Annotated in this window: 21 protein-coding genes and 1 pseudogene; 10 read left to right on the top strand and 12 right to left on the bottom strand. The window is 69.2% G+C overall.

The window, feature by feature from the left end; all coding sequences use genetic code 11:
- Positions 1 to 11 precede the first annotated feature (11 nt).
- The 4 genes from LDL49_RS02195 to LDL49_RS02210 form a co-directional block, all read right to left on the bottom strand.
- Complete coding sequence (locus LDL49_RS02195; protein ID WP_225289158.1) at positions 12 to 515, bottom strand: hypothetical protein; 504 nt, start codon at positions 513 to 515, stop codon at positions 12 to 14.
- Between the two features lie 148 nt (positions 516 to 663).
- Positions 664 to 1,197, bottom strand: a complete 534-nt coding sequence (locus LDL49_RS02200; protein WP_308016052.1) for a nitroreductase family deazaflavin-dependent oxidoreductase — start codon at positions 1,195 to 1,197, stop codon at positions 664 to 666.
- Positions 1,194 to 2,219: an alpha/beta hydrolase gene (locus LDL49_RS02205; protein ID WP_225289159.1), complete on the bottom strand. Its 1,026-nt coding sequence runs from the start codon at positions 2,217 to 2,219 to the stop codon at positions 1,194 to 1,196. The genes LDL49_RS02200 and LDL49_RS02205 overlap by 4 nt, the downstream gene beginning before the upstream one ends.
- 93 nt (positions 2,220 to 2,312) lie before the next feature.
- Complete coding sequence (locus LDL49_RS02210) at positions 2,313 to 2,843, bottom strand: PadR family transcriptional regulator (protein WP_225289160.1); 531 nt, start codon at positions 2,841 to 2,843, stop codon at positions 2,313 to 2,315.
- A gap of 481 nt (positions 2,844 to 3,324) precedes the next feature.
- Here LDL49_RS02210 and LDL49_RS02215 point away from each other — a divergent pair, with 481 nt between their 5' ends.
- The 3 genes from LDL49_RS02215 to LDL49_RS02225 all read left to right on the top strand — a co-directional run bounded on the left by LDL49_RS02215 (position 3,325) and on the right by LDL49_RS02225 (position 6,280).
- On the top strand, positions 3,325 to 4,083 hold the full coding sequence (locus LDL49_RS02215; RefSeq protein ID WP_225289161.1) for a hypothetical protein: 759 nt from the start codon (positions 3,325 to 3,327) through the stop codon (positions 4,081 to 4,083).
- A gap of 218 nt (positions 4,084 to 4,301) precedes the next feature.
- On the top strand, positions 4,302 to 5,537 hold the full coding sequence (locus LDL49_RS02220; RefSeq protein WP_225289162.1) for a sensor histidine kinase: 1,236 nt from the start codon (positions 4,302 to 4,304) through the stop codon (positions 5,535 to 5,537).
- A 56-nt stretch (positions 5,538 to 5,593) separates the two neighbouring features.
- The gene (locus LDL49_RS02225) at positions 5,594 to 6,280 is read left to right on the top strand and encodes a response regulator (protein WP_225289163.1); all 687 of its coding nucleotides are present in this window, start codon (positions 5,594 to 5,596) and stop codon (positions 6,278 to 6,280) included.
- Positions 6,281 to 6,389: 109 nt separating this feature from the next.
- On the opposite strand, the gene LDL49_RS02230 is transcribed toward LDL49_RS02225, so the two are convergent.
- Together LDL49_RS02230 and LDL49_RS02235 are read right to left on the bottom strand one after the other, a co-directional pair.
- The gene (locus tag LDL49_RS02230) at positions 6,390 to 6,554 is read right to left on the bottom strand and encodes a hypothetical protein (RefSeq protein ID WP_225289164.1); all 165 of its coding nucleotides are present in this window, start codon (positions 6,552 to 6,554) and stop codon (positions 6,390 to 6,392) included.
- On the bottom strand, positions 6,551 to 7,420 hold the full coding sequence (locus LDL49_RS02235; protein WP_225289165.1) for a dioxygenase family protein: 870 nt from the start codon (positions 7,418 to 7,420) through the stop codon (positions 6,551 to 6,553). Before LDL49_RS02235 ends, LDL49_RS02230 begins: the two co-directional genes overlap by 4 nt.
- 742 nt (positions 7,421 to 8,162) lie before the next feature.
- Between LDL49_RS02235 and LDL49_RS02240 the strand changes: the two genes are divergently transcribed.
- The 4 genes from LDL49_RS02240 (at position 8,163) to LDL49_RS02255 (ending at position 11,933) form a co-directional block, all read left to right on the top strand.
- Positions 8,163 to 8,591, top strand: coding sequence for a hypothetical protein (locus LDL49_RS02240; RefSeq protein WP_225289166.1), 429 nt, complete (start codon positions 8,163 to 8,165; stop codon positions 8,589 to 8,591).
- A gap of 119 nt (positions 8,592 to 8,710) precedes the next feature.
- Positions 8,711 to 9,214, top strand: coding sequence for a hypothetical protein (locus LDL49_RS02245; protein ID WP_225289167.1), 504 nt, complete (start codon positions 8,711 to 8,713; stop codon positions 9,212 to 9,214).
- Between the two features lie 1,193 nt (positions 9,215 to 10,407).
- On the top strand, positions 10,408 to 11,616 hold the full coding sequence (locus LDL49_RS02250; RefSeq protein WP_225289168.1) for a cytochrome P450: 1,209 nt from the start codon (positions 10,408 to 10,410) through the stop codon (positions 11,614 to 11,616).
- A 158-nt stretch (positions 11,617 to 11,774) separates the two neighbouring features.
- Positions 11,775 to 11,933, top strand: a complete 159-nt coding sequence (locus tag LDL49_RS02255; RefSeq protein ID WP_225289169.1) for a hypothetical protein — start codon at positions 11,775 to 11,777, stop codon at positions 11,931 to 11,933.
- A gap of 31 nt (positions 11,934 to 11,964) precedes the next feature.
- On the opposite strand, the gene LDL49_RS02260 is transcribed toward LDL49_RS02255, so the two are convergent.
- The 4 genes and pseudogenes from LDL49_RS02260 to LDL49_RS02280 form a co-directional block, all read right to left on the bottom strand.
- Positions 11,965 to 12,666: a DUF6297 family protein gene (locus LDL49_RS02260; RefSeq protein WP_225289170.1), complete on the bottom strand. Its 702-nt coding sequence runs from the start codon at positions 12,664 to 12,666 to the stop codon at positions 11,965 to 11,967.
- Positions 12,663 to 13,198, bottom strand: a pseudogene (locus LDL49_RS59835) (ABC transporter ATP-binding protein). The gene LDL49_RS02260 and the pseudogene LDL49_RS59835 overlap by 4 nt, the downstream one beginning before the upstream one ends.
- Positions 13,199 to 13,305: 107 nt before the next feature.
- The gene (locus LDL49_RS02275) at positions 13,306 to 13,926 is read right to left on the bottom strand and encodes a TetR/AcrR family transcriptional regulator (RefSeq protein WP_225289172.1); all 621 of its coding nucleotides are present in this window, start codon (positions 13,924 to 13,926) and stop codon (positions 13,306 to 13,308) included.
- 63 nt (positions 13,927 to 13,989) lie between these two features.
- Complete coding sequence (locus LDL49_RS02280) at positions 13,990 to 14,406, bottom strand: AfsR/SARP family transcriptional regulator (protein ID WP_225289173.1); 417 nt, start codon at positions 14,404 to 14,406, stop codon at positions 13,990 to 13,992.
- Between the two features lie 237 nt (positions 14,407 to 14,643).
- Between LDL49_RS02280 and LDL49_RS02285 the strand changes: the two genes are divergently transcribed.
- Positions 14,644 to 15,711: a suppressor of fused domain protein gene (locus LDL49_RS02285; RefSeq protein ID WP_225289838.1), complete on the top strand. Its 1,068-nt coding sequence runs from the start codon at positions 14,644 to 14,646 to the stop codon at positions 15,709 to 15,711.
- A gap of 26 nt (positions 15,712 to 15,737) precedes the next feature.
- Here LDL49_RS02285 and LDL49_RS02290 read toward each other — a convergent pair whose 3' ends face one another.
- Both LDL49_RS02290 and LDL49_RS59030 read right to left on the bottom strand, forming a co-directional pair.
- The gene (locus tag LDL49_RS02290; protein ID WP_225289174.1) at positions 15,738 to 16,871 is read right to left on the bottom strand and encodes a winged helix DNA-binding domain-containing protein; all 1,134 of its coding nucleotides are present in this window, start codon (positions 16,869 to 16,871) and stop codon (positions 15,738 to 15,740) included.
- 34 nt (positions 16,872 to 16,905) lie between these two features.
- On the bottom strand, positions 16,906 to 17,067 hold the full coding sequence (locus LDL49_RS59030) for a Scr1 family TA system antitoxin-like transcriptional regulator (protein WP_372470306.1): 162 nt from the start codon (positions 17,065 to 17,067) through the stop codon (positions 16,906 to 16,908).
- Positions 17,068 to 17,305: 238 nt separating this feature from the next.
- Here LDL49_RS59030 and LDL49_RS02300 point away from each other — a divergent pair, with 238 nt between their 5' ends.
- Both LDL49_RS02300 and LDL49_RS02305 read left to right on the top strand, forming a co-directional pair.
- Positions 17,306 to 18,115 (top strand): NAD(P)H-binding protein, encoded by an 810-nt coding sequence (locus LDL49_RS02300; RefSeq protein WP_225289175.1) that lies wholly within the window; start codon positions 17,306 to 17,308, stop codon positions 18,113 to 18,115.
- Between the two features lie 137 nt (positions 18,116 to 18,252).
- Positions 18,253 to 25,956 (top strand): polymorphic toxin-type HINT domain-containing protein, encoded by a 7,704-nt coding sequence (locus LDL49_RS02305; protein ID WP_225289176.1) that lies wholly within the window; start codon positions 18,253 to 18,255, stop codon positions 25,954 to 25,956.
- Positions 25,957 to 25,959 lie beyond the last annotated feature (3 nt).

Raw genomic sequence — 25,959 nt, forward strand, 5'->3', positions numbered from 1 at the left:
ACGTGTACGACCTACGGGGTAGCGGCCGAGACGATCCGGGAGATGCGCTGGTGGGACAAGCGCATGGCGCTGCCTGCGTCCCTGGTGGTCCATTCCTGGGCGATGAGGAGGCGGGCGGCGTGGCGAACCGCGTCACGCTCGGCCTGCTCGGCGAGCATGCGCGCCTGGCGGGCTTCGATGACGGCCGCCAGGGCGGCGGCGGCCTCCGGGTCGGCGGGGACGACATGGAGCGCAATCGTGCCGGGTTCGTCCTTGAGCAGGTCGACGATGAGACCGCCGATGTTTCTCCTTACTTCGACCCAGCTTGTGCCTTGGGCCTGGACGATGTGCCCGCCGGGAAGGTCGGTGGCGGTGGCGGTCCACTGCTTTCCGGTGCGGGTGACGGTGACGCGGTAGCTGGTGGCGAATCCGACGTCGACGTCGACGTCGACGTCGACGTCGACGTCGGATTCGGGCGCGGGGAAGAGGTCGGGCTGGTCGAAGATCGCATCGTTGGCCGGGTCCATGGTCGCCAACTCTGGATCCCCGTCAGCCTGTTCGTCTAGATGGCTCGCCAACTCTTGTCTGATCGTATTGCCACTTCAGGGCGACGTGCGCCGCGTTCCCGCCCGGCACCTTGGTCAACGTCACCAGGTGACCATGACGAAGACGATGAACCACTCTTCACGATGTACCGCTCGCTTGGGCGGCATCCGTCTGAAGACCGCGGCCGCCTGGCGTGACCGCCTGCTCGATGACGACGACCGGGATCTCCCTCGGCGCCTTTCGCTGGTAGCTCGTGTAGTGCGGCCACATCGCGGTCATCGTCTCCCACAGGCGGGGCCGCTCGTCCGCGGTCGCCGGGCGGGCCACCGCGTCGAACACATCGGCGCCGACCTGCACCCGTACCTGCGGCTGGGCAAGCAGGTTGTGGAACCAGAGCGGATGGTCGGCCGCACCGCCGTTGGAGGCGACCACGAGGTAGCGGTCACCGTCGCGGCCGTAGATGAGCGCGGTGCGGCGCGGTAGCCCTGAACGGCGGCCGGTGGTGGTGATCAGCAGAGTGGGCGCGCCGTGGAAGAGGTGGCCTCGGGTGCCACCGGACTCGACGTAGCTGTTGACGTGCCTGGCCACCCACCTGGCCGGGCTGTCGGTCGGCTCATGGCTCATCGGGCCGCCCTGTTCGTGGCTCATCGGGCCGCCCCGTACCTCGCTCATCGGGCCGCCCCGCCCACGCGGCGGTCGACCCACTCGCGTGCCTGCGCGAACCAGTGAGGGGCCGTGCGGTGTGCGTTCAGTACATGCCCGGTGCCGGGAACCACGATGGCCTCCAGCCTCGCGCGCGGGCCGTAGAAGGGGGCCTCCTGCCTGCGGAGCGCGGCGGAGGAGGAGCGGGCTCCGGCCAGCAGCTTGTCGTGTTCGCCGTTGACGATCAGTACGGGCGCCTGGATGCTCTTGTTGATCGAGGGCGGGGTGTAGGAGTCGCCGGGCGGGAAGACATCGGTGGTCTTGGCGGCCTCGTCGGCGGCGATGACTTCGGGGTCGGCGTTGGGCCGGTGGTAGAACCAGGTGGCGCGAAGGCCCGGCCGGGTGGTGAGGTAGCCGTCGTCGAGCCCGCGGCCGGCGAAACGGGGATCGTCGGCGGCCCGGTAGATTCCCGCGCCCATCTGCTCGAACGCGGCCTCGTTGGGCACGCTCGACTCGCCGGTCAGGATGACGCCGTCCACCTCCGCTGGATGCGCGGCGGCCAGGGTACGGGCAAGGGTCGAGCCGAGCGAGTGGCCGACCAGGACGACCTTGGCGAAGCGAGGGCCGCCGAGACGGCCCTCGCGCAGCTGCCGGATGAGCTGGCGGATGACGATCTGGTGGGTGTCCTGCTGGAATCGGGCACTGGGCGGGTACGAGCCGGCGCCGGTGCCGAGGCGGTCGATGGCCAGCGTGGCGTACCCGGCGGCGGTCATCGTCTCGACGAACGAGGGCCGCCGCCGGTCCCCGTGCATCTGCCAGTAGGCCTGGCCATAGAAGCCGCCGGGGATGAGCAGCTGAACGCTGGTGGCACGGCCGCGCGGCAGGCACAGGGTGCCGGCCACGCGCTGGTCGGCGGCCCCACCGGCGGTCATCGCCACCTTGGCGCTGACCGCTCTGCAAGGGGTGGCGGCGTTCGCTGCCGTCGCCGGGATCATGGTCGTGGTCACGGGAATCGAGATCAGCGCCAGTAATACTGCTGCCGCGATGCGCATGGAACTCCTATCGTTTGCTACCCAAATTTGGTTAACCAAATTTGGGTATCGAACTATGGCTCATCGGCCTCCCCACCGTCAACTTCGGCCGCCCTAGGCCGGGTCGTCGCCCCGTTCCAACCTGCTGATCAGGCCGCGGGTCCACGCGGCGTCGTTCGCCGCCTGCGCCGCGCGCAGGCCGAACAGCTCCCTCAGGTGCCTTGGCCGCTCTTGCTCGTACATCGCGGCCACGATTCGCGTCTGCTCGACCTCAAGCGCTTGCAACCGCTCCTTGAGCAGCGCGAGCGCCTCCTTCTCGGGCAGCGCGGGCAGCAGCGCGAGGGCTGCGCCGAGCAGCTCCGGGCGTCGGTCCGGCACGCTCAGAGCACTTCTCAGCAACCCCAGGAACTCCGCCTCGCCCTTGTCATTGATGGCGTAGTCGATGCGGCCCGGCCACTCGTGTACCTCCGTGGCGTCCAGCAGGCCGTCCTTGGCCAGCTGACGGAGAGCGTGGTAGATGGAGCCCGACCTGAGCCCTGCCCATTGCGCGACCTCCCACGAATCCAGCTCGGACCCGACCAGGTAGCCGTGTGCCTGACCGTGCAGCCGTACCACGCCGAGGACCAGCAGTCGCGTCGCCGACATCGTCTCCCTCACTCGCCGTGGGCACGTCGTACCCACCGATCGCGCGCCCGCCCCAGGCTAGCCTTCCGTGCAGCGGAACCGAGACGCGCTGCTCTTTCAGGTCACTGATCCAGCGGCTCGGTGGGGGTCGATGTCCGTATGGCTGACCTGAGGGTCGCCGAGGCTTGAGGCGGTGGCCCAGTCGTGTCCACCGGCGATGTACGGTTCACCATCCCTGGACGGCCCCATTCCCTCGGCTGCCATCCCTTCCCGCAAGGCACAGCTTCCGGGTGGCGTCCGCTTGCCAAGCCTGGTGACGACCCCGGCCGGGGAGGAGGATGACACGCTGAAGTACCGCGACCGAGGCTGCCTCCGCGTACTTGGGGCAAGGGCGCCGCCAAGAGGCACGTGCATGAAGACCGGACTGGAAGCCGACATGAGGCAGGTCAGTACGACCACGGTCTGATCTGAAAGTGTGGCCCGTGCTCCGACGACGTGGCGCATGCGGCTGCAGCATCGTTGGCCCATGACTTTCACGACTCCGTCGATCGCCGTTTCGAGTCCTGCCCTGCCGGGACGCTGGGTGGGCGGCGCCTCCCTCGTCGTAGGACCCCTGCTATTGCTCACTGGGGTCCTGCTTCGTCTGCCCTACGACTTCTTCTTCCCCGCGCAGCTGAGCGCGTACGAGCACGATCCGGCCCTCATGACGGCGTCCTATAGCTTTGTCGCCGCCGGGTGGGTGCTGCTCTGGCCAGGAGTCGTGCTTCTCGCTGCCAGGATCGGCGAAGGTTTCCGGGAGCTGGCTGCATGGGGCGGCACCTTAACGGTCCTCGGCCTGTTCGCCCGGACGTTTCATGCCGGTGTCGACCATCTGGACTTCCAGCTGGTGACCATTCAGGGGGCGGCATCGGCGACTCGAACCGTGAGCGAGACCTACGGCGCGTTCCACATCTTCAGCACGCTGAACGCGGCCATCATGGGCGGCTGGATTCTGCTGGCCATCGGCGCGTACCGCTCGGGGGTGTTCGGACCACTACGTGCCTTGGCCCTCGGCTTGGCATCGGCGATGCCGCTGGGGGTGCTGAAGGGAACGACTCCGTGGTCGGTCGCCGCCGTTGCGGGACTGTGCGTCGCGCTCGTCCCTCTGGGCGTGGCCGCATTGCGCAGCGGGCCGGTGCCGCGAACGGCCACGGTCGCCGGAAGGCTCCTCCTGGTAGGGGCGGTGGGCGTCGCCATGTTCCTGTTGGGGCAGGCCGGATGAGCGGGCGTCTTGGGGAGACCGGAGGGCCGGGCGTCTTCGGGTCGGCCGGATGAATGGCATCGGGGGCGGGCGTCTTCGAGCAGACCGTATGAGCAGGGAACTTCGGGGGAGGCCGGATGAGCGGGCATCGATATCGTCGTGCGATGCACATAGCCCAGTGGCGCCGGTGGGCCAGCCAGCACGTGGGAATACGCCAGCACGTAGGAACACGGTCGCACATGGGAACACGCGGGCACCTGCGGACACGTGCGCACCTGCTGGCGTTCGACGCCTGCGTGGCGGCCGGCGTGGTAGCCGTACACGTGGCCCTGGCCGGGCAAGACGCCTCGGACGGCTTGCCTCGGTTCTCCGGTCCGTGGTGGCTGGGCTGGCTGGTGGCCGTCTGTGTGGGAGCGCCGCTGGCTGTGCGGCGCCTGTGGCCCCTGCCAGCCCTGGCGCTGATTCTGGCCGCTTCGGCAGCGGCGACATTCCTCGACATCACCCGCGATCCCTACATATCAACGGCCCTGGCCGCCTATGTGGTGGCGCTCGTCGAGCCGGTACGCCGGGCTTCGGCGGCGCTCGCCCTGACCTTGGTGATCTCGGCAGCCGCGGTCATCACCGGTGAGGCGGTCATGACGCCATCCGGTCCGTGGTCGGAAGCCGTCGGCACCGCAGCGTTCGTCTGGCTGATCATCGGGGCAGCCTGGGCCGCCGGCCGTGTGGTGCACCAGTGGCGAGCCCGAGCGGCCCGACAGGAGCGGCGCCTGGCGGAGGAGGCGCTGACCGAGGAGCGCTTACGCATCGCCAGAGAGTTGCACGACATCGTCTCGCACAGCCTCAGCGTGATCGTGGTCAAGGCAGCGGTCGCCAACCACGTGGCAGAGGAACGCCCCCAAGAGACGCGCGACGCCGTTCGGACGATCGAGCAGACCGGCCGAGAGGCGCTCGCTGAGATGCGGCGTGCTCTGGGGGTGCTGCGCGGCGAAACCGCCGATCAGCGCGCGGGAGATCCCGGCTCGGCGAAGATGGCTCCCCTTCCCGGACTGGATGACCTGCCGGCCCTCATCCAACGTGCCGAGCAGGCGGGAGTCCGTACCAAACTCCGCACCCAGCTGGCCGTCCAACTCCCCACGGGGCCCGCGCTGGCCATCTATCGGATCGTTCAGGAGGCGCTGACGAACGTGGTCAAGCACTCCGGCGACGGAACCCACTGCCTGGTGACGATCACCGTCGACTCGCGAGGAGATGTGCATATCGAGGTAGTGGATGACGGAGCCGGCAACGCAGTGGTGTCCGATGGGACGGAGCTCAAGGGCGGTCACGGGCTCGTGGGGATGCGCGAACGCGTGATGATGTACGGGGGGACGTTGGCCGCCGGCCCGCGGCCCGGCGGCGGGTTCGCCGTGTCAGCTCGTCTCTCGCCCGAACTTGAGCACAGCACGGCCACGAGCCGGAAAGAGGGAGCCGCGTGACCGAACCGCTCCGGGTAGAGGGGGCCGTGTCGGAACCGATCCGGGTAGAGAGGGACGTGTCCGAACCGATCCGAGTACTCGTCGCCGATGATCAGTCTCTGCTCCGAGGCAGCTTCCGGGTGCTCATCGACACCGCCCCTGGGCTGACCGCAGTGGGCGAGGCGAGCAACGGTGCCGAAGCCGTCGAGAGCGCCCGACGGCTCTGCCCGGACGTGGTGCTGATGGATATCAGGATGCCCGGAATGGATGGCATCGAGGCGACCCGGAACATTGCCAGATCTCCCGAGACAGCCGGGACACGAGTTCTCATCCTCACCACCTTCGACCTCGACGAGTACGTCTACGGCGCGCTGCGGGCCGGAGCAGCGGGCTTCCTCCTCAAAGACACCTCACCCGATGTCCTGCTGGCAGGTATCCGCACGGTCGCCGCGGGTGAGGCTCTTCTCGCACCGTCGGTGACCCGACGCCTGATCGCCGAGTTCGCTCGCCTTCCTTATGGGCACCAGGCGCCGGGCTCCTCGCTGGACGACCTCACGGAGCGTGAGCGTGAGATCCTGATGCTCGTGGCCCGTGGGCTCTCCAACGCCGACATCTCCGAATACCTGCACCGCAGCACCGGCACCGTCAAGACATACATCGGCCGGTTGCTGACCAAGCTCGGGGCGCGGGACCGCGCGCAACTGGTGATCAGCGCCTACGAGTCGGGGCTGGTGAGCACCGCTCATCAATCGACCGATTCCTGAACCCGATCGCACGCGGGACGTTCGCCTGTTCGCTCCCGCCATGTTCGAGGTTCGCCCGATCGCGCGCGGCGTTCGAGGTTCCCCCGTCCGCCCCCGGGGTGTTCGGCGTTCACGCGCGATGTTCGATGATCGTCCGCCCGCCCGCCCGCCCGCCCGCCCGCCCGTCCGCCCGTTCGTCCGCCCGCCCGTTCGTCCGTCCGAGATTCGCCCGATCGCGCGCGTGAAGTTCAGTGTTAACCGCCCGCATGGGCAGCGCCTCGTAGGTGAAGGTCATTGCGATGCCGCCGCCTCCGGTGTCAGCACGACGTCGAACCTGGCGTGTGTGAAGGGCATGGACGCGCCGAAGCGGGCTGCCTCCTGCTCGTCGTACGACTCGGTGAAGTCGGTGATCAGGCTCCGCTTGACGGCGAAGACCGCGTCGGAGTCGATGTACGGGCTGCCGGCGACGAACGCGTGGGTGGTGACCGGGCGGTGGCCCGCGGCGCTCACGATGAAGTGAACGTGGGCGGGGCGGTAGGGGTGTCTGCCGGTGGCGTCCAGGAGGCGCCCCACGGGGCCGTCGGTGGGGATCGGGTAATGGGAGGGGACGACGGAGCGGAACCAGAAGCGGCCCTCGTCGTCCGTGCGGAACAGCCCGCGTCCGTTGCCCGGCGGTTGCGTGTCGGGCTGCTGTACGTCGTAGAAGCCCTGCTCGTTGCACTGCCACACGTCGAGCTCGGCGCCCGGCAGGGGAGTGCCGTCCGAGCTGAGCACCTGGCCGGAGACCACACAGGGACGGCCAGTGCCGACTAGGTCGATGGAGTCGCCGAGTTCGCGGCGCGGGGAGACGGTCATGTGGAAGGGGCCGAGGACGGTGCTCTCGGTGCCCTCTTCGGCGCCGTTCATGGTCTCGACGATCATGGATACGCCCAGAATGTCGGAGAGCAGGACGAACTCCTGCCGGGTGTCGTCGCACTTCCGCCCGACGGCCGTCAGGAAACCGATCGCGGCCTCCCACTCCTCGAGAGTGGGCTCGATGTCCGTTACGAAGGCGTGGAGGTGGCGGGTGAGGCTGTCCAGAATCTCCCGCAGTCGCTGATCTTCGGTGCCCCGGAAACTGTCCACGACCGCGTCGGTGGCGGTCTCGACGGTGAAGTCCATGGGGTTTCCTCACTGCTCGGTAGTCACTGGCCGATGAGGTGGTCCGGAAGCCAGTCTCCGGTGTACGTGTCACATTGAGTTGCGTTGTCGTACAGCGTTTGTTCGCCACCAGGTCGGCCAGCCACGCGAGCTGCCACGTTGGCCAGACACGCGAGGTGTCGGGTCGGCCAGCCACGCTGTGGACGGTCAGGAGTTTCTCCCGGTAGGCAGACATGGGGATCCTGGCAGACGGACAGGAGTTCTCCCGGTACACGGTCACCGGGGAGCTGGTCTGGCGGCCACGTCGGGGTCCCGGTTTCGATCATGGTGGCCAGCCAGAGCGCCCTACGATCGCCCTGCGGTAGCTGGCGTCGGAACGTGGGAACCGTTGGCGGACCGCCACTGCTGACCCCGCCAATACGTCAGAAACGCTCAGCCCCCAGCAGAGTCAGCGATCTGGTCCGCGCCGCGCTCGTTCTCGTCCATTTCGAGCACCCGGTAGATGAGCTGAAATTCAGCGAGAAAACGTCATCGGCCAAGGCGCCGGCATACTGCGCCCACGGGTCAGAATGAATGATCGTCTGGCCAATCTCGAGACGCTGAAGCTCGATGGCCGTCTTCCGTGACGAATTCTCCTCGCATATGGTCGGCGACGGACCAGCCGCCAATCTTACGCGTATACCTATCGTAATGGACGCGCCAGTGAGCACCCCTAGGGGCCCCTATGATTCCTCCAGGGCCCCTATGCATTCCCTTAGGCCATGTGCGCGGGCTGACCGGCGATGGTACGAAAGCGTTCGTGACCAAGCGAAAAATATTATTCCTGACATCCAGCAGAATTCTTGGCGCGGTCGCGCTCACCGCGGGCCTGGCGACCGCGAGCCTGGCGACCGCGGCGCCGGCGGGCGCGACACTCGCGCCGGTCTGGGACCTCCTGTCCTTTCCCTACGGATACGTCGAATCCGAGAAGCAACTCAAAGAACTCAACGATGTCGCCGCGCTGAGCGGCACCCAAGCTTGGGCTGTGGGGCAGGTGCGGATGGAGGGCTGGCCGTACCCGCCGCCGGGTGTGGTCTGCCCCGACCTGTTCCGCTGGAACGGTCAGACATGGGTGAACGACCGGCCGGATAACACCTGCCGGGGCGCGCTGACCTCGGTGTCGGCCGCCGCGGCACCGCCTGGCAGAAGATGAGCCTCCCGCCGCTCGCGGGCAACACCGACCTGAGCGCGGTGCATGCTCTGGCGCCGGACAACGTCTGGGCGGTCGGTACCACCAACCGCTAGGGGCCGAGCGCCGACGCGCACACCCTGGTGCTGCACTGGGACGGCCACACCTGGTCCCGGCTGCCGGATCCGCCGAAGGAAGCGCTGGTCGAGACCACCCTGGACGCGGTGGCCGCGCGGCCCGGCGAGGTGTGGGCGGCCGGTCAGCGGACCACCTACGAGGTCAACGGCATTTCGGTCAAGAAGCGCGAGGCGTTCGCCATGCGTTGGAACGGTAGCGCGTGGACGGTGGCGCCGACCCCGGCGATCACCGGCTGGTACGGATCCTCCATCACCTCACTGGCCTGGAACGGCACCGAGCTGTGGGCCGGAGGCAGCGGGCAGGACGACGCCACCGCGCGCAGCGTCGGTGTGCTGCTGCGCTGGAACGGCACCGCCTGGCAGCAGGCGCCGAAACCGCCGCTGCTCGACGACTACCGGATCAAGCAGCTCGGCGCTGTGCCGGGCGGCGGCCTGCGGGCCACCGGTTACGGCACCCGGGAGACCGACGAGCACGCCAAGGGCCAGTTCCTGGCCCGGGTCACCGGCTGAACCTTCCTCCTTGCGATGGAGTGGGTGATGTGCGCGAGCTGACCGCTGCGCCGACCGCCCTGCCGCTACCGCGCTGTGGCGGGCTGGGGGCGATCGGCGCAGCAGGGCCTCCTTCGTCGGCCCCACGGCATCGAGCACGGTCTCCCCGGACCTCGCCACGCGGAGCCGGGCCGCGCCGACGAGCGCATCGGACCCATCCATCCCGGTACGGGAGTCGGCCCTCGGGAGACGAGTCCGGCCGCCGGGATCTTTCGTGGCCGCCTGCCTGGAGCCCAGGGCCGTCCACCAGGACCGTCGGTGACCGCCGGCCGGGGTTTCTGACCGCCAACGCAAGCGAGGTGCCAGGTCGGCCAGTTTCGCAAAATAGTGTGCGCGTGCGTGGGGTCGGCGGCGCGTACGAGAAGTTCCTGGTTGTCGCAGCGCGCCAGGGGTGCCTGCCCACCCCGTAGTGCCTGCAGCGGGACAGTAGGCCGACCCGCAGTACGCAGCAGGCAGTTAGGCCAACCCGCGATACGCAGCGGGCAATCGGCCAGCCTGGGGTAGGTCAGCGGGCAGCGTGGGCAGTGGCCCGGCTCGCGGTACGCAGCAGCAGGGGCAGTAGGCCAGTCAGTAGCACGCGTGGCTAACAGCGGCCAGCTGTGATCAGTAGCCCGCAGCTCGCAACTTCCCGGTCGCACCCGTAGTCCCGTAGTCCGTAGTCCGCAGCCCCAGCAGTGGGCAAGCGATCAGGCTGGCACCGCCGAAGTTTGATCAGCATGGATCGTTGACGCCATCAGGTTAAATCAAGCAATTGACTTAATCCGGTGGCGAGAGTTTACTGACAATGCAGGAGAGCCGGTTCGGAAGGAGTCCCGTTGAGGCGCGATATCGACGAGGCGCTCACCTCTCCCGCGCTCGTACGGATCCTGGACGGCCTGAACCGCTGCCTTCCCGACCTCCCGCCGCCGGTGCGAGCCGAGCGCAAGCACATGACCAGCACCCTGATGAACGCACACGTGCGCCGACCACGAACGGGCACTGGCCGAGGGCCGCACCCCGCACCGCGCCGCGCCAGCCGACACGGTGCGGCGATCGGCCCGATCGACGCCGATCGTGCGATATGGACGGCGCCCGTGACAGGTGAGTCGGACGTGGACCCGATACCGGAACCGATGCCCAGCGTGGCTCCAGCCTTGTGTGGAAGGACGTAAGTCATGACCGAGATCTTGAGTCACCCCGAAGTCCCGGAGTTCCCCGGCACGAGGGCGGCGCGCTGCCCGTTCGACCCGCCGCCGAACCTGCAGGCCCTGCAGAAGGAGGGGCCGCTGGCCAAGGTCCGGCTGTGGGACGGCAGCACGCCGTGGATGGTGACCACCTACGCCGAGCAGCGGGCGCTCCTGGCCGATCCCAGGGTCAGCGCCGAGTTCTCCCGCCCTGGCTACCCGAGGCAGGGTCCCATGAACGGGTCGTTCGCCAGTTTCATCATGATGGACGACCCCGAGCACCACCGGTTGCGTCGTATGGTGCAGGCGCCGTTCACCGTCAGGCGGGTGGAGGGCATGCGGCCGGCCGTACAGAAGATCGTGGACGATCTGATCGACGACCTGCTGGCCGGTCCGAAGCCGGTGGACCTGGTGGAGGCGTTCGCGCTGCCGGTCCCGTCGCTGGTGATCTGCGAGCTGCTCGGCGTCCCGTACGCCGACCACGACTTCTTCCAGGAGAGCAGCAAGGTCATGATCAACCGCGGCACCGCCCCGGAGGTCCGCGCCGCTGCCAGCGCCCGGCTGGCCGAATACCTGAACGCCCTGGTGGGCGAGAAACTCGCCAACCCCGCCGACGACCTGCTGTCCCGGCTGGCCGAACGGGTCAAGACCGGTGAGCTGTCGCAGATGGAAGCCGCGCAGATGGGCGTTCTCCTGCTCATCGCCGGGCACGAGACCACCGCCAACATGATCGCCCTCGGCACGTGCGCCCTGCTGCAGAACCCCGACCAGCTCGCGCTGCTGCGCGCCGGCGACGATCCGGACCTGGTCGCCGGGGCCGTGGAAGAGCTGCTGCGCTACCTCAACATCACCCACAGCGGACGCCGCAGGGTCGCCCTGGAGGACATCGAGATCGCCGGCCAGACCATCCGGGCGGGGGAGGGGCTGATCATGCCGAACGACATCGGCAACCGCGACCCCGAGATCTTCCCCAACCCCGACGAGCTGGACATCCGCCGCGACGCCCGCCGCCACGTGGCCTTCGGCTTCGGCGTCCACCAGTGCCTGGGCCAGCCGCTGGCCCGGATGGAGCTGCAGGTCGCCTACAACACCCTCTACAAGCGCATCCCCACCCTGCGCCTGGCCGCCGACCTGGAGCAGATCCCGTTCAAGCACGATGGGGCGGTGTACGGAGTCTACGAACTCCCTGTGACCTGGTAAACCCATCCCGCCCCGCGCACGCGGCCCTGGCGGCACGACCAGTCGCCACCAGGCGCAGGGCCAGGCCGGCGAACTCCTCGGGCCGTCCGAAGCGGGACGGCCCGGGGATCGCGCGGGGCGCCTCGGCTTCGTCGCAGGCTTCGAAGTAACGGCCGCCGATGCCCTTCAGCAGCACCGATGTGGCCGCCGCCTCGCGTCTGTCCATGGCCAACGGCGTCGAAAGGTGGGTGACCGAGGCCGCCTCGCGTCTGTTCATGGTGTCCGAGCGCGACTCGGTCGGCGACGTCATCGTCGCCGCGGGCAAAGCCTGGGGCTGACATCGGCTGACGCCGGCTCCGGAAGCGCGCGTCACGGCCGCGAGGCCACCGTCGAGCGGATGATGTCGTTCTTCAACGGAGAGATCGGCGGGCACTCCACCGAACGGCAACGACTCGTCCTGCTCGCACAGACCATGCGGCAGCAGGTCGGCGGTGTCGCGATCTTCATGTTGACGTACACCACCTGTACCGAGGTGCTGTCCTGCTCGGCCAGCACACAGACACACGTCTCGATGATGCCGAGGGCCGCCCACAGCGTGAACCAGGGCGCCGGCGGAATCGCCAGGCGGGTCACGGCGAGGAAGACGAAGCCGAGCGTCACGGACAGGACCATGCCGATCGCCACGGCCGCGGCCAGATGTCCGATGAGCAGGCCGGCTCTGTCGACCGGCGTGCTGAGCAGCCAGGTGCGCGCCGGCGCGCCGACGTACAGGGGCCCGAATGCCAGCAGCGCCTTGGCGAGCAGCACCAGGCACAAGACGGTGATGACCGCGGCGGTCAGCTGCGTCACCGACATCTGCAGCGACTCGGGCGGCGCGCCGCCCTCGTCGATCCGCCCGAGACCTGAGCGGACCACCTCGACGATCAGGCCGCCCAGAATCGCGAAGTAGAGCGCCCGCTCGATCAGCAGGGACAGCGTGTACGCGATGGACCGCCGCGGTCTCCCGGACCGCTTCCTCCTGCGGATCTGACCGGCCTTCGGAACGATCACCTGGGCGTCGACCACGGTCACGCCGCCACCTCGATGGTCCTGCCGGCCGCCGCGTCGACCAGCTCGCGATCGTGGGAGGCGAAGAGTATGCCGACGCCGGCCTCCTTCTCCGCCCGCAGCCGGGATGCCAGCCAGGCCCGACCCTTGGCGTCCAGGCGTTGCTCCGGCTCGTCGAGGATGAGCAGGCGACGCGGGCGTACGAAGCAGGCGGCGAGGCCGAGCCGGTGACGCTGTCCGCTGGACAGGGTGATCGGAAGCTGGTTCGCCGCCGATGACAGGTCGAGTTCGCGCATGCCTCGCCATTCAGCTCAACAGTGCCGTCGTCGATATCCTCGATCCCCGTAACGCACTTCAACAAGGTCGACTTGCCGGAGCCATTGGGGCCGACAACGGCCACTGCCTCACCATGGACAAGCGAAAAGCTGACGTCCTGCAGTATGGGGACGTTGAAGTAGGTTTTGGTTAAGTGCGACACGCATAACAGGTCAGGCGTGGCTGGCGTGCTCATCGCGATGCAATGCTCCTCGGCCGTATAGTCCGCGAACAGATCCATCAAAAGTCGTCGGCGACGATCGCGACGGCGCTCAGGTCTATTTTGCGCTTCGCCGCATACGCGGCGGACGGCATGAGCGTGGGCTATTGGGTTTTCCTATCGCTGCCTTAGGAAGCGCTCCAAGCCCGGACGAACGTCTCCACGGCCGCGCGGGCCATGGTCCGCAGCTCCGAGTCGGTGATCTGCTGCGTCCCCATCCGGGTACGGGCCTCCAGGGGGCCGGTCAGCAGGGCCATGAACTGCTCGGCCGCCAGGTCGGGATCCGTGGCGCGCAGACGTCCGGAGAGCACGAGCCGGGCCAGCCGGTCGGCCAGGGCCTGGTTGAGCCGATGGGGGCCGCTGTCCAGGACGAGGTCGAGAGCGTCGGGGAACGTGGTGATCTCCGAGTAGAGCAGCCGTTTCAGCGAGCACGATCGCTGGTCGGTGTGCAGCCGGAGCAGCTCGTACGCGACGCCCTCCAGCGTGGCGGGCAGGTCGTCGCCGGGCGCGACGAGCGGATCGAGGGCGGCCAGCCGCTCGCTCAGCACGGTCTGGGCGGCGGCCTCCAGGGCGTGTCTGAACAGGGTGGCCTTGTCGGTCATGTGGTTGTACACCGTCGGCTTGGCCACGCCCGCCTCGGCGGCGATGTCCTGCACGCCCGCCTGCGCGTAGCCCAGCCGGGCGAACACCGTGAACGCGCCCTCCAGGATCGCCTGCCGCTTGTCGATCCGCCCGCGCGTGGTGCTCATGCCGTCGATTGTACTCACCAGTTCAACGTCATGGACGTACGGGTTGTATGCGAACGCATGAGATCATACGTCCGCCAGAGCAGGGCCCCGCCACAGGCTCAGAGCCTCGCGCAAGGTGGCGGCCGCCTCGGCGGGCCGGGACTGCGCGTGCGAGCGCCGACCCGCGCGGACCAGCCGCTCGAACCGGACGGCGTCAATCGCGTCCGGCTCGACCGCCAGCCGGTACCCGTCCGGGCCCGAGGTGAGCAGCCCGGGGTCGCCCAGGACGCGCCGCAACCGGGACACCAGCGATTGCAGCGCGTGCAGGTGATCGGCCGATGCCGCCTCGCCCCACAGCCCCTCGACCAGGGTCGCCGGCCGGACGGCACGCCCGGGGTCCAGCACCAGCCGGGCCAGCAACGCCCGCAGCCGCGCGCCCCCGACCGGCGTCGGGCCGGTAGCGGTTTCCAGCACCAGGGAACCGAGGATGCCGACGCGCACCCGCCCACTATCGCAGCACGACCTGTTGGATCGCCAAGTCACTCATCGGTCCGCTTCCTGAGGCGGGCATCGCATCGGCAGACCCGGTCACCCCCATGGAGGTGCGGCCTCGTTCGCTAGCCACGGGGTGATGATGAGCCGTGCAGCGGCATAGTGATGTGCCGCCCTTACCCGGTCAGAGGGCCGAAGCGACGATGTGTTCGCCGAACAAGACTGTGGTTGGATCCCCGCGTGAATATGATTCGAGCGTTTTCGCCGGAGCAGTACGCGCGCGCCCTGGATGCCTGGCAGTGGGCCGATATCGGAGACAAGGTGCCGCTCTTCGCGTCCCCGTTCGGGGATGTCTTCCTCCGGTCCGACGACGGCTGCTGGTTCCTCAGCATCGTGCACGGCACGCTGACCCGGTGCTGGGACGGCGTCGAGGTGCTGCGAGCGGAGCTGGACACGCCGGAGGGTCAGGAGCGGTATCTGATGGCCGGGCTGGCCCAGGAAGCCGAACGTGCCGGGATCGTCCCCGACGCCGAACAGGTCTACGACTTCAAGCACCCGCCGGTCGCCGGTGGTCGGGTCGCGGTCGACAACATCGACGCCATCGACTTCGTGGTCAGCGTCAACGTCGCCGGCCAGATCCACGGGCAGGTGAAGGACCTACCGGAAGGGGCCGAGATCGTCATCTCCACGGACGTGGAGGCGATCGGCTGGGCGGCGATCGAGACGGCGTTGCACGATCTCTACGGCGACACCGAACCGGTGGGGACGTTCGCGCCCGACGTGCCGTACTCGGCGGGCGGTCCCGATCCGTTGGACGCGATCCGGATCTACGCCCGGGACGAGCCGCGACCGCACTGGCACCTGGTGAGCTTCGGGATGTCCGAGCTCTACGAGAAGGTGACCGACGACCCGGAGGAGTCGGGCTGGGGGATCGAGTTCAGTATCCGGGTGGCCCGTGGCCCACAGGACGAAGCGCCGCCGAAGTGGCCGGCCGTGCTGTTGCAGCAGTTGGCCAGGTACGTCTTCGCGGAGCGGCCGTTCGCGCCCGGCCACACGATCCACGTGGCCCGGGGAACGTTCAACGACCGCCCGGACCAGGAGGCGGACGATCCAACCGAACTCGCGGCGCTCGCGTTCGCCGTCGACCCGCAGTTGGGTGTGCTGGACACCCCGCACGGCCGTGTGACGTTCTTGCAGGTCGTTGCGCTGACCGAGGCGGAGTACGTCGCGGCCAAGGGCGGCAACGCGGCCGCTGTGCTGGAGCGGGTCGAGCGGGACGTACCGTTGCACATCGTGGACCGAGACAGGCGCTAACGATCTTTGTGTGGTGCTGTCACGGCCTAGCTGGGGAGTAAACGGACTTCGGCGCTCGGCAACTGCTTGGTCCACCAGTGGGCGTAGCGGCGATAGACAGTGGACCCGCGATCCGCCAGAAAGGCCGCCAGTGCCGCGGCCTCCGTTGCAAGCCCCTTCCACACCTCCTCGTCCAGCCGGTGGAATGCCGTCGCTTCGATGCCGCCCTCGACCGGGCGCCACACACCGGCGACGTAGCCGTCGACGAGCAGGGTCGGCAGGACGTCGCCGTTGCGCCTGATGACGATCGGGCGGTATTCGGGCGGAATGACGCGGCTGCGATCGGAGTAGGCGAGCAGGACGCTGTCCCACATCGGCAGCAGGCGGGGCGGGGCGACGGTGTCCTCCGCCGGGAGCGGTGCGCCGGGCACGTCGAACAGCGTCACCCCTCCCGGCCCCTCCCGCTCCTCGACCTGGCCGGCCAGAGCCTGCACTGCCAGCCGCAGCACCGACCGCTTGAGCAGGGTGAACTGCGCCATGTCCGGCACCGAGGCGGGGCCGAACGCCTGTAGGTAACGCAGAACCAGTCGCTGTACGGACTCGTCCTCAGATTCCGGATCTGAGGTGGTGCCTGCGGCGAGGAATGACGATCGTGCGCCGAACGACCACGGCCCACCGGTCGGCGCGTGGTGCAAAGGCGCGAACGTCCGCAGCGCCCACCACGCACCCCGCTTGGGCTCCCCGTACCTGTCCTTGAGGAAGCCCTCGATCTCGGTGCTGGTACGCGGACTGGCCACGAACTCCGCGAGATGGGGAAGGAGGGCATCGGCGTCGGCGATGGTCAGTCCGCTCGAGGTGAAACGGGAATGGCCCAGCCGCGCTGCCCGTACCGTGCGCCGCATCGCGGTGTGGAAGTCGGGGTAGTCCTCGGCATGCACCGCGTGCAACGTAATGCGCAGCAGCGTGGCCTTGACCACCTCGCGGTCGGCGAACGCGACGTCCAGCTCTTTCGCCTCGAAGTCGGTGAGCCGGTTCCACAGGGCGACATACGGAGACGGGGCCTCCTGCGCCTGCAGGGCGACGAGTCGGCGGACGGCGTCGGCCACGGTCAGCGATTCGCGCCGTAACAGCAGTTGCCGGGCGAGCGTGGCCCGGTTGAGCTGTCGGGCGGTGAGTCCCATCTCCCCGTTCCTTGTCTTCGACGGCGGGCGGCCATCAGCGCCTGTCGTCGTCCAGCGACGGGGAGCGTGATGCGGATGATTTTAGGGCAGAAGGTGGAAGTCGCCGGACTTGCAGATGGCCGAGTTGCTCACGCATCAGTTCAGGGCCGCCGATTCTGCGGCGCAATACGCCCGCATCGACGAGCACCAGGAGCATGGGCGGCTTATTTCGGCCAAGGATGCGTTGCCGCCGTACTGGCCTGGGTCATGATGGGCGCCGCGACGCTGTTCCTGCTGATCATGGTCGTCGACCGCGGTCTGGGCCGAATCGCCGTCTGAGCCTTTCGGCCTGAAGACGATTGCGTATGAATGCCAGACCTTTAAGCATTGGTCATCTCATCTGTTCCTCCTACGGTTGACCATCAGTAGAACCACTGATGGATGGGAGGCGCAGGATGGCGCAACGGATTTTGGTCACGGGGGCGACCGGCACGGTCGGCCGCCAGGTGATGGCGCAGCTGCTGGAAACCGGGGTCGAGGTTCGCGCGCTGACCCGGGACCCGGTCGATCTGCCACCGACCGTCGAGGGCGTGCGTGGTGACCTGTCGGTCCCTGATTCTCTGCATGCCGCTTTCGACGAGGCCGAGGCGGTGTTCCTGGTCTGGCCGTTCGCCACGGCCGAGGGGCTGGAGACGGTGCTCAAGGGGATGGCCGAGGCCCGCAGGGTGGTGTACCTGTCGTCGGCGGCTGTGCGGGACCATGAGCGGCAGGCCGAGGAGCTGATCGCCGGGTCCGGGGTGCGATGGACGATTCTGCGCCCGCACGCCTTCGCGGCCAACGCCCTGCGCTGGGCCGAGCAGATTCGCGGCGGGGGAGTGGTGCGTGGCCCGTACGGTCAGGCCGCGATGTCCGTCGTGCACGAGCGGGACATCGCCGCAGTCGCGGTGCGGGCACTGACCCAGGACCGGCATGCCGGCGCCGTGTACGAGCTGACCGGGCCGCACTCCCTGACCCAGGCCGAGCAGGTACGCGTCATCGGCGAGGCGATCGGCCACCCCGTGCGCTGGGAGGAGACCTCGCCGGAGGACGCCCGGCGGCAGATGCTGGCCCGCGGCTGGCCGGCCGCGGCCGTGGACGGCATCCTGCGCGCCCAGGCCGAGATGACGCTCGGTCCGGCGCCGGTCACCGCCACCGTGGAGGAGGTGACCGGGACCGCGGCACGCACGTTCCGCTCGTGGGCGGCCGAGCACGCGCACGCCTTCTAGGCCGCCGGGTTCCCCCGGATCAGGCTGCTGGGCTGGGGCTTCGTACAACTTGGGCCGAGATCATTGACGGGGGTTTGTAATGATCCTTATGGTTTGCCCGGGTTGATCATTATTTGAGGCGGAGTGTACTCATGCGGGTGATCGCGGGTTTAGTCGTTGCTGCCTTAATCGCCGGTCTGGCACCCCCGCCGCCCGCCGCACCACCTCGCCTCACCACCGTCCCGGTCGCCGCCACGACGCGGGGGCAGCCCGCTGCTGAACCGGCCGCCAAGCAGCGGCAGGCACCCGCGCAGGCCGCCGACGTCTCGTACGCGCACGACGCCAACGGCCGCGTCACCGGGGTGTTCGCCCAGCCGGGCGACGGTTCGAAGATCAGCCACGACCCCGCGGGCAACATCACCGAGGTCCGCGACCTGCCCGCCGGCACGCTGGCCGTCGCCCAGGTCTCCCCGCCCAGCGCCACCCCGGCCACCGGCGTGACGATCTACGGCACCGCGTTCGGCACGGACAAGTCGGCGGTGACGGTCTCCTTCGGCGGCGCCACCGCGACACCCGGCGCCGTCACCGACCACACCATCACCGTGACGGTCCCCGGCGGCGCCGCCTCGGGCGACGTCACCGTGACGGTCGGCGGCAAGTCCGCCGTCTGGAAGGGCTTCAAGGTCCTCGGAACCCGGCCCAAGCCCGCGGTCTCCCTGACGGGCATCACGGTCGGCGACGCGGGAGCCGAGGTCACCGTCCCCGGCAGCGGCTTCGACGCGGACAAGATCCGTAACGTCACCTCGCTCAACGGAGCGAAGATCCAGGTGACGCAGGCCACCACGGGTGACCTGAAGGTCAAGCTTCCGCCGGGTCCCGCTTTCGGGCACGTGAAGGTCGTCAACCCCGGCGGCAGCGCGGTCTCCGCCGGTGACGTGGTCGTCCCGCCCGCCCCCTACCTGGCCGCCAACATCGGCACGGGCGGCGCGCTGCGGCTGGCGCAGAACACCCTCACCTCGGTCCCGGTCGGCGCGGCGCAGCAGATCGCGCTGACGCTGTTCGACGTGGCGGCCGGTCAGCGCGCCATGCTCTACATGTCCGGGGAGACCTTCTCCGGCTGCCTGCCCATCACCGTGTACGGCCCCGACGGGACCACGCTGCTCAGCCAGAGCATGTGCTCCAGCACGTGGGAATGGGAACTGCCGGAGGGCTCGAAGCCCGGGACCTACGCCGTGCTGCTCGACCCGCAGGACGACCAGACCGGCAAGGTGGACGTCCTGGCCTCCGCCGTCGCCGACGCCACGACCGAGCTCGCCCTGGACGGGGCGCAGGGGACCCTCACCACGACCGTCCCCGGCCAGCAGGCCGCCTTCACCTTCACCGGAACGGCCGGCCAGCGGGTCTTCACCAAGCTCGGCATGCCGACCGGCACGAAGGCCTGCGACGTGGCCGCCGGCGTGCGCGCCCCCGACGGCACCGAGTTGGTGAAGGACACCTGCGTGTACCAGGTCGACTCCTTCCTCGACACGGTCACGCTGCCGGTGTCCGGTACGTACCGGGTGGCCGTCGATCCCAAGGGCCTGGTCACCGGTGGTCCGTACAAGGCGGCAGTGATCAACGTGCCCGCCGACGTGGCCGTGCAGACCTCGCCGGACGCGGCCCCGGCCAACGTGGCGATCGTCAAGCCGGGCCAGAACGGGTCGGTGACGTTCACCGGTACGACGGGGCAGCGGATCTTCACCAAGCTCACCATTCCGGCGGGCGCGCCCTCGTGCGCCCTCGACGTGCGGCTGCTCAAGCCGGACGGCACGGAGATGTTCAGGAGCACCTGCCTCTACCAGGCGGCCGAGTACCTCGACACGGTCACCCTGCCGGCCGATGGTGTCTACCGGTTCACGGTCAATCCGAAGGACGCCTGGACCGGCATCCCGACGCTGCAGGTGCTGAACGTGCCCGCCGACGTGGTGGTGGCGACCTCGCCGGACGCGGCCGCGGCTTCGGTGGCGATCACCAAGCCCGGCCAGGGTGGAGTGGTGACGTTCACCGGCACGGCGGGGCAGCGGATCTTCGCCAAGGTGACCGTCCCGGCGGGCACGCCCACGTGCGGCCTGGATGTGCGGCTGCTCAACCCGGACGGCACCGAGCTGGTCAGGGACACCTGCCTCTACCAGGCGGCCGAGTACCTCGACACGGTCACCCTGCCGGCCGATGGCGTCTACCGGTTCACGGTCAACCCGAAGGACGCCTGGACGGGCACTCCGACGCTGCAGGTGCTGAACGTGCCCGCCGACGTGGTGGTGGCGACCTCGCCGGACGCCGCCCCGGCCGCGGTGGCGATCACCAAGCCCGGCCAGGACGCCGCGGTGACCTTCACCGGCACGACAGGGCAGCGGATCTTCGCCAAGCTCACCCTTCCGGCCGGCACCCCCGCCTGCGGGCTGGAGGTGCGGCTGCTCAAGCCCGACGGCACCGAGCTGGCCAAGGACACGTGCATCTACCAGGCGGCCGAGTACATCGACACGATCACCCTGCCCGCCGACGGCGCCTACCGGTTCACGATCAACCCGAAGGACGCCTGGACGGGCACGCTGACGTTCGCGTTGACGGGCGTCCCGGCCGACGTGGCCGTGGCGAGCGCGCCGGACGCCGCCCCGGCCGCGGTGGCGATCGCCAAGCCGGGCCAGGGCGGGGCCGTGACGTTCACCGGTACGGCCGCCCATCGCCTCTTCGTCAAGCTCGCCGTTCCGGCCGGGGCGCCCGCCTGCGCCCTGGAGGTGCGGCTGCTCAAGCCCGACGGCACCGAGCTGGCCAAGGACACGTGCATCTACCAGGCGGCCGAGTACATCGACACGCTGGAATTACCCGTCGCCGGGGCGTACAAGCTGGCCTTCGACCCGAAGGACGCCTGGACCGGCACGATCACGGTCACCCTGGTCGACGTGCCCGCCGACGTGACGAAGGCGGCGACGGTCGGGGGCGCGGACGTCGTGGTCACCACGGCCAAGGCCGGACAGAACTCGGCGGTCACCTTCACCGCCACCGCCGGGCAGACCGTCAAGATCACCATGATCGACGAGACATACGCGACCTGCACCACCACGGAGTTGTGGTCACCCACCGGCGCGCGCCTGTGGACCACGTGCCTGTCCAAGAACGGCAGCCACACCACCACCCTGACCGCCGCCGGCACGTACACCTTCAAGATCAACCCCAAGGACGCCGAGACGGGCGCGGCCACCATCCGGGTCGCGACAGCCGCCGCCGCTGCCAAGCAGGCCACGGAATCCCGGAAGAAGGAGCCGCTGCCCGACGGGGTGAAGCGCGGCGAGCCCCTGGCGTCGTACACCGCGAAGAAGCACAAGGACGCGAGCCTCACCGGTGTCGTGAAGACCACCGCGGGGCTGCCGCTGGCCGGCGTCACCCTGCGCGCCGACGGCCGCGAGGCCCGCACGGACGCACGCGGCGCCTTCCAGCTCACCGACCTGCGCCAGGGCGTGCGCCGCCTGCGCATCGACGGCCGCAGCGCCTCGACGAGCAAGCTCAAGTACGGCGTGTTCGACGTGCAGGTGCCGCTCAAGGCGGGCGGCAACGAGCTGTTCTACACGCCGTACCTGCCCGCCCTGGACACCGACTACGAGATCGACATCCCCTCGCCGACCACCAAGGAGGTCGTGCTGTCCAACCCGGGCGTGCCCGGCCTGGAGGTGCGCATCCCGGCGGGCGTGACAATCGAGGACGCCGACGGCAAGCCCGTACGGCGCGTCGGCATCACGCCGATCCCGGTGGACCGCACGCCGATCCCCATGCCGGACGGCGTGCGCGTGCCCGTCTACTACACGGTCCAGCCCGCGGGCGGCCGGCTGGTGGGCGGCACCGCCCAGATCACCTACCCGAACTACCTGAAACTGCAGGCGGGGCAGCGGGTCAACTTCTGGCACTATGACAAGAGCGGCGAGGGCTGGGAGATCTTCGGCGCGGGCAAGGTCGATCCGGCCGCCCGGCAGGTCGTCCCCGACGCGGGGACGGCGATCGCCGACTTCGACGGCGCCATGATCAACGTGCCGGGCAACGAGGAGCCGCTGTGGAAGTGGCTGCTGAAGTTCCTGAACTCGTCGGGTGACCCGGTCGACCTCGGCAGCGGGCTGTTCACCCTGAGCCAGACCGACCTCATGGTCGACGATGTCATGCCGCTGACCGTCAACCGCGGCTACAACCCGGGCGACACCCGCAAGCGCTCGATGGGCATCGGGAGCAACGACCTGTACAACATGTACCTGTCGTCGCGTAAGCAGTACCAGGAGGCCGACCTCAACTTCCCCGACGGGTCCCAGGTGCACTACGTGCGGACCTCGCCGGGCACCGGGTTCTGTGACGCGGTCTTCGAGGCGCGCGACACCTCTCCGGAGTTCACCGGGTCCGGGTTCCGCTACGTGGGCGGGTGCAACGCGGGCGGCTGGCACCTCAAGCTGCGCAACGGCATGACCTACGTCTTCGGCGACGAGGCGCCGCTGCAGGAGATCCGTGACCCGCAGGGCAACACCGTCAAGATCCTGCGCAAGTACAAGAACAGCTTCGGCAGCTACCTCGGGCCGGTCACCGAGGTCCGCTCGCCGAACGGGTTCTGGCTCAGCTACTCGCACGACGCCGCCGACAAGGTCACGAAGGTGGAGGACAACGCGGGCCGCTCGGTCACGTACGGCTACGAGGGCGACCGGCTCAAGACCGTGACCGGCCCCACCGGCCAGACCACCACCTACGGCTACGACACCGCGGGCCGGATGAACGCCATCACCGACGCCCGCGACCACACCTACCTGACCAACGTTTACGACGCCAACGGCAGGGTCGCCGCCCAGACGATCCTGGGCCAGGGCACCTATGCCTTCGGCTACACCCTCAACGGCACGCGCGTCGTCGCCGCCCAGGTCACCGAGCCGGACGGCGCCGTACGCAAGACCACCTACGACGATCTCGGTTACCTGGCCACCGACACCCAGGCGGCGGGCACCGACCGCGAGCACACCATCAGGATCACCCGCGACCCGGACAGCGACCTGCCCAGGACGATCGACGACGGCCTCGGCCGCACCACCACGATCACCTACGACCCCGCGGGCAACCCCTTGGAGCTCAAGGGCGCGGCGGGCTCGGCCACCGTGACCGGCCACGCCACCTACCAGGGCACGCCGTACGGCAGGCCGGACACGCTGACCGACCCCACGGGAGCCGTCACCCGCTTCAAGTACGACACACGCGGCAACCCCGAGCAGATCACCGACGCCATGGGCCGTACCTGGAAGACCAGCTACGACGACCAGGGCCACCCGCGCACCCAGACCACCCCGCAGGGACGCGTCACCACCTACGACTACGTCGACGGCGCCCTGAGCACGGTGACCGACCCCGAGGGACGCAAGACGCGTTTCGTCCGGGACGCGGCCAACCGGGTGATCGAGACGATCGCCCCCGACGGGACCTCCACCCGGCGCGTCTATGACGCGGCCGACGTGCTCAGGTCCGTCACCGACGCGGGTGGCGACGAGACGATCTTCGGCTACGACGAGAACGGCAACATCACCTCGGTCAAGGACGCCCGCGGGAAGATCACCTCCTACCGCTACGACGACGCCGACCGGCTGCTCGAACGCACCGACCCGCTCGGCGCGAAGGACACCTTCACCTACGACGGCATGAACCGCCTGTCCACGGTCACCGACCGGCGCGGCAAGGTCACCGAGTACCGCTACGACGAGCTCGGCCGCGCCACCTTCACCGGCTTCGGCAAGAACGGCCAGAACTACGAGTCGACGCAGAGCGCCCTGTACGACGACAGAGGCCGCATCCGCGAGCTGAGCGACAGCACCACCGGCGCCGGGAAGATCACCTACGGCTACGACGACCTCGACCACCTGACCTCCGAGACCAGCTCGGCGGGGAGCGTCGGCTACACCTACGACGCGGCCGGGCGGCTGAAGACCATGACCGCCTCGGGCCAACCGGCGGTCGGCTACGACTACTTCCCCAACGGCCTGCTCAAGTCGGTCACCCGGGGCGCGGTCAGCACCGTGTACGGCTATGACGACGACGCGAGGATGACCTCCAAGTCCCTGCCCGGCGGCATCACGGCCGCCTACGGCTACGACGACTCGGGCCTGCTGACCTCGATCGGCTACAAGCGCGGCACCACCGGCGTCGGCGACGTGACCTACACCTACGACCAGCTCGGGCGCCGGACCCGGATGCGCGGCACCCTCGTACGCGCCCAGCTGCCCGCCGCCGCGACCGGCCTCACCTACGACGACGCCAACCGGCTGACCGGCAACGGCGGCCGGACCCTGGGCTACGACCCGGCCGGCAACCTGACCTCCGACGGCGTCTTCACCTACACCTGGAACGCCCGCGGCGAGCTCGTGACGGTGTCGGACGGCAGCGTCACCACGACCCTCGGCTACGATCCGGCAGGACGCCGGGTCGGCAGCACCACGGGCGCCGACACCACCCGCTTCCGCTTCGACGGCGACGCCCTCATCGGCCAGAGCGGGCCCGGCGGGACGGACGTCTCCTTCCTCAACGGCTTCGGCCAGGACGAGGCCCTCGCCAGGATCGGCGGCGACGGCCAGGTCCAGGGGCTGCTGCCCGACGCGCTCGGCTCCACGCTGGCCCTGACCGACGGCTCGGGCCAGATCACCACCACCTACGGCTACGACCTGTTCGGCGCCACCACCTCCTCCGCGGCCGACGACCCCAACACCTTGCGCTGGACCGGCCGCGTCTCCGGCGCGCCGATCCCCGGCGGGCTGCAGGACAACAGGTCCCGGCTGTACTCCCCGTCGCTGCGGCGCTTCGTCTCCGAGGACACCATCGGCTTCGGCGGCGGCTACAACCTCTACGAGTACGCGCTCGGCGACCCGGCCGACTACACCGACCCCGACGGCACGATCCCGCCGCAGGTGGTCGCGGCCGTGGGCGCGTGCGTCGGCAACGGCCTGGTCAACACCGTCGCCGGGGCGCTGCTCGGCCGCAAGCACTCCTTCGGCGACTACGCCCGGGGCTTCGGCAAGGGCTGCCTGGAGGGCGCGCTCGGCTCGATCACCTTCGGCGGCACCAAGTTCGCCCGCTTCGGCAAGTACGGCGACGAGGTGGTGGAGAGCGTCGGCAAGACCTGCCGCCTGACCAGCAGCTTCGTGCCGGGCACCAAGGTACGGATGGCCGACGGCAGCGCCAAGGCCATCGAGGACGTCGCGGTCGGCGACAAGGTCCTGGCGACCGACCCCGCCACCGGCGAGACGACGTCACAGCCGGTCGTGGCCACCATGACCAGCCAGGGCGCCAAGGACCTGGTCAAGGTGGGTGTCGCGGGCGGCGTGCTGGTCGCCACCGACAACCACCCGTTCTGGGTGCCCGCGCTGAAGACCTGGCTGCCCGCCGCCGAGCTGCGGCCGGGCATGTGGCTGCGTACCTCGGCGGGCACCCTCGTCCAGGTCTCGGCGGTGGAGACCGAGCACCGCGACAGCCAGCGCGTCCACAACCTCAGCGTGGACGGTCCGCACACCTACCACGTGGGCCAGGGCGGCACCGACGTCCTCGTCCACAACAGCCCGCGTCCCAAGTACCCCTGCGGCTGGCTGTCCCCGACGGAGTGGGCCAACTCCGTCAAGCGTGAGATCCGCGACCGGTACCGGGGCGACACCAGCTTCGAGAGCGGGCGGCACGGCGAGGGCTTCAAGGCCGCCGCCAGGGATCTCGAACGCTTCATCAGGGAGCACCCGGGTATGCTGCCGGAGATCGAGAGGGAGCTGCGCGCCACCGCCAAGCGCTGGATGGCCAACGGCAGATCCACCGGCCACTCCGGAGGATGGTGAGCG

The sequence above is a fragment of the Nonomuraea aurantiaca genome (genome assembly GCF_020215705.1).
In the GTDB taxonomy this organism is placed as follows: Bacteria; Actinomycetota; Actinomycetes; order Streptosporangiales; family Streptosporangiaceae; genus Nonomuraea; species Nonomuraea aurantiaca.

Excerpts from the sequence above, each read along its gene's own strand:
- LDL49_RS02275 (WP_225289172.1), bottom strand. The coding sequence starts at position 13,926 with ATGAGCACCACGCGCGGGCGGATCGACAAGCGGCAGGCGATCCTGGAG.
- LDL49_RS02235 (WP_225289165.1), bottom strand. The coding sequence starts at position 7,420 with ATGGACTTCACCGTCGAGACCGCCACCGACGCGGTCGTGGACAGTTTC.
- LDL49_RS02230 (WP_225289164.1), bottom strand. The coding sequence starts at position 6,554 with ATGACCTTCACCTACGAGGCGCTGCCCATGCGGGCGGTTAACACTGAA.
- LDL49_RS02255 (WP_225289169.1), top strand. The coding sequence starts at position 11,775 with ATGCCCTTCAGCAGCACCGATGTGGCCGCCGCCTCGCGTCTGTCCATG.
- LDL49_RS02200 (WP_308016052.1), bottom strand. The coding sequence starts at position 1,197 with ATGAGCGAGGTACGGGGCGGCCCGATGAGCCACGAACAGGGCGGCCCG.
- LDL49_RS02205 (WP_225289159.1), bottom strand. The coding sequence starts at position 2,219 with ATGCGCATCGCGGCAGCAGTATTACTGGCGCTGATCTCGATTCCCGTG.
- LDL49_RS02285 (WP_225289838.1), top strand. The coding sequence starts at position 14,644 with ATGATTCGAGCGTTTTCGCCGGAGCAGTACGCGCGCGCCCTGGATGCC.
- LDL49_RS02300 (WP_225289175.1), top strand. The coding sequence starts at position 17,306 with ATGGCGCAACGGATTTTGGTCACGGGGGCGACCGGCACGGTCGGCCGC.
- LDL49_RS02220 (WP_225289162.1), top strand. The coding sequence starts at position 4,302 with ATGGGAACACGCGGGCACCTGCGGACACGTGCGCACCTGCTGGCGTTC.
- LDL49_RS02290 (WP_225289174.1), bottom strand. The coding sequence starts at position 16,871 with ATGGGACTCACCGCCCGACAGCTCAACCGGGCCACGCTCGCCCGGCAA.
- LDL49_RS02250 (WP_225289168.1), top strand. The coding sequence starts at position 10,408 with ATGACCGAGATCTTGAGTCACCCCGAAGTCCCGGAGTTCCCCGGCACG.
- LDL49_RS02215 (WP_225289161.1), top strand. The coding sequence starts at position 3,325 with ATGCGGCTGCAGCATCGTTGGCCCATGACTTTCACGACTCCGTCGATC.
- LDL49_RS59030 (WP_372470306.1), bottom strand. The coding sequence starts at position 17,067 with ATGCTCCTGGTGCTCGTCGATGCGGGCGTATTGCGCCGCAGAATCGGC.
- LDL49_RS02210 (WP_225289160.1), bottom strand. The coding sequence starts at position 2,843 with ATGTCGGCGACGCGACTGCTGGTCCTCGGCGTGGTACGGCTGCACGGT.